Annotated in this window: 3 protein-coding genes; all 3 read left to right on the forward strand. The window is 66.5% G+C overall.

Features of this window, described 5'->3' with window-relative positions:
• Positions 1 to 318 precede the first annotated feature (318 nt).
• Positions 319 to 594 carry a polyhydroxyalkanoic acid system family protein gene (locus Y887_RS17505; protein ID WP_005991192.1) on the forward strand — a complete coding sequence of 92 codons (276 nt, stop codon included), beginning with the start codon at positions 319 to 321 and terminating at the stop codon, positions 592 to 594.
• Between the two features lie 162 nt (positions 595 to 756).
• On the forward strand, positions 757 to 1,290 hold the full coding sequence (locus tag Y887_RS17510) for a phasin family protein (RefSeq protein ID WP_046965565.1): 534 nt from the start codon (positions 757 to 759) through the stop codon (positions 1,288 to 1,290).
• Between the two features lie 477 nt (positions 1,291 to 1,767).
• Positions 1,768 to 2,357 (forward strand): restriction endonuclease (locus Y887_RS17515; RefSeq protein WP_046965566.1); only part of this gene is annotated, 590 nt, incomplete at its 3' end.

A 2,357-nucleotide genomic window follows, 5' to 3' on the forward strand; every position in this document is an offset into this window, starting at 1 on the left:
GAGGCAGGAGGGACGATCCGGTGGACGCCGGGCTTGAGGGAATGATCCGGCTGCTGCCGGTGAGTGAAATGAACTTGCAGGTCGCGCACCCGCGGCAGACTAACAGGTTTGCCCCCGCCAGCGGCCAACAACCTCGCGCCCAGTGGCTGGGTGCCGGCATCGCGCGCAGCCGCTACCCCCGCGTTCGAAATGCGGGCCACGTCCGTCACCGCGTCGCCTCGCTCGCCTCAGTGCGGCCTTGCCGCGTCCATCCACACTTGGAGCCAGCCGCGCGCATGCGCACAATGGGCGATTACTTTCGTCCTACCCAGGCAGCTCATGTCCAGCATCGATATCCGCCACGACCATTCCCTGCCGCCGGCACAGGCCCGCGCGGCGATCGACGAGGCGGCGCGCAAGCTGACCGATCGCTACGGCGTTGCCTCGCATTGGGAAGGCGACACCTTGCGCATCTCCCGCGCCGGCGTGGACGGGGCGATCGCGCTACTGCCGCAGCAGGTGCATGTCACTGCCGAACTCGGCTTCCTGCTATCGGCCATGCAGCCGATGGTGGAATCGGAAATCCGTCGCCTGCTCTCGGAAAAGCTCGCCTGAGCGAGCGCGGTCGTTGCAGCTGCTTCAGCGCCAAGTCACCCGCCCCGCACGCGATGGGCGGATGCTTGAGCCGGACCGGGTCGGGCACCGCTTCACCTGCCCGATGCAGGGCCGGCACTAGGGTGAACGCAACGTCACTTTGGCAATCGACAGGAGCATCGCATGACGACCGGATACGATCAAAACGGTAACCGTGACACCACGGCGTCGGGCTTCCAGGCCCAGGCAGAGCAGATTTCGCGGCGGCTTGGCGAGTCTGCGCAGACCGTATGGCTGGCCGGACTCGGCGCACTGGGCCGCGTGCAGAGCGAAGGCGGCAAGTTGTTCGACTCGCTGGTGCGCGAAGGCGCCGCCTACGAACGCAGCGGCCAGCGCAAGGCTGCCGACAGCGTGGACGAGCTGCGCGAGGAAGTGGAGACCCAGTTCGAGCAGGCCCGCGATACCGCAGTGCGCGGCTGGGACAAGCTCGGCAAGGCCTTCGACGAGCGCGTCAAAGGGGTGCTGCGCACGCTCAATATCCCCGAGCAGGAAGAGCTGGAAAACCTGCGTCGCGAGGTCGAATCGTTGAAGGCGCAGGTGCGGGCCAACACCGCCGCAACCAAACGGGCCAACCGCACCGCCAACCAGGCCGCACAGGCTGCGAGCAGCGACGCGGGCTCATCGACCGGCAATCCGGCCGCGTTCGACGGGGAATAAGCGTTACCGCCGCGGGTAATGGCGAAATCAGACCGGCCCAGCGGCGGGTAGAGACCACAGTCCGATCTGCATGTGGGTTTCCGGTGCAACTCTTCGGAGTTGGATCGGGCGTGGGCTGTCGGCACCCCTGAGGCCTCCGTCAGGCTGCCGATAGGCTGGGCGCCATGACGCAGGATGGTGTCGCAAGCGGTGCTGGCGTCGCCACACCGAGCCACGTTTGCGCACCAGTGATCGGTCAATCGCCGCGCCCAGACGTGATGTTGCAAAGCAGCATTATTTTTCGGACAATCGGGAAGGACCCGCCAGTCCTGCAACACGAAGTCCGTTTGCTCCCCTCCCCTCACGGCTTCGGACTGGCGGGTCTTTCGCTGCCTGGGTCACGGCTCGTGACATCCCTACCTGCGATCCATTGACGAAACCTGCGCGAAGGATTCTTCTAGGCGTACCGATTCGTTATACGCGCCATACCCTCGCTTGATGCTTATGCCTTCCTGGATCTTGGCGCTCCTGGCCGCACCGCTGCTCTGGCTGGCGGTGTCTGTCTACTTCTGGCTGGTGCGACGTCGCGCCAACGAAACCGATGCGGGCATCCGCGCGCTGGCAGCCATGCACTGGCGCGATTTTTCCGCCGTGGTGCTGCGGGTCCTGCAGGACCAGCGCGGCTGGCAGCCGGTCCAGCTGCCGCAGGACGGACTGCCCACGGCCGACTTCATGATGCAGACCGATCACGGCACCCGTCTGGTGGCCTGCAAGCATGGCCGCGGCTATCGCATCGGCGTGGCTGCCGTGAACGAGCTGGGTGCGATGGCGCGGCTGGCCGGTGCCGGCGGCGGCGTGATGGTGACCGAGGGCCGCATGGAGCGCGAAGGCCTGGCCGCTGCAGAAAAACAGTCCATCGAAGTCCTGGATGGCACGCGGCTCTGGCCACTGCTCAAGCCGTATCTGCCGGGCGATGTGGAGACCGGCGTGGTCAACATGGCGCGGCGACGGGCGATCCGCCACAGCATCATCGCCGGTGCCGCACTGGCCACGCTGGCGCTGGTCGCGGTGTTGGCGCTGCGCCCACC

The organism is Xanthomonas pisi DSM 18956 (assembly GCF_001010415.1).
Lineage (GTDB): Bacteria > Pseudomonadota > Gammaproteobacteria > Xanthomonadales > Xanthomonadaceae > Xanthomonas > Xanthomonas pisi.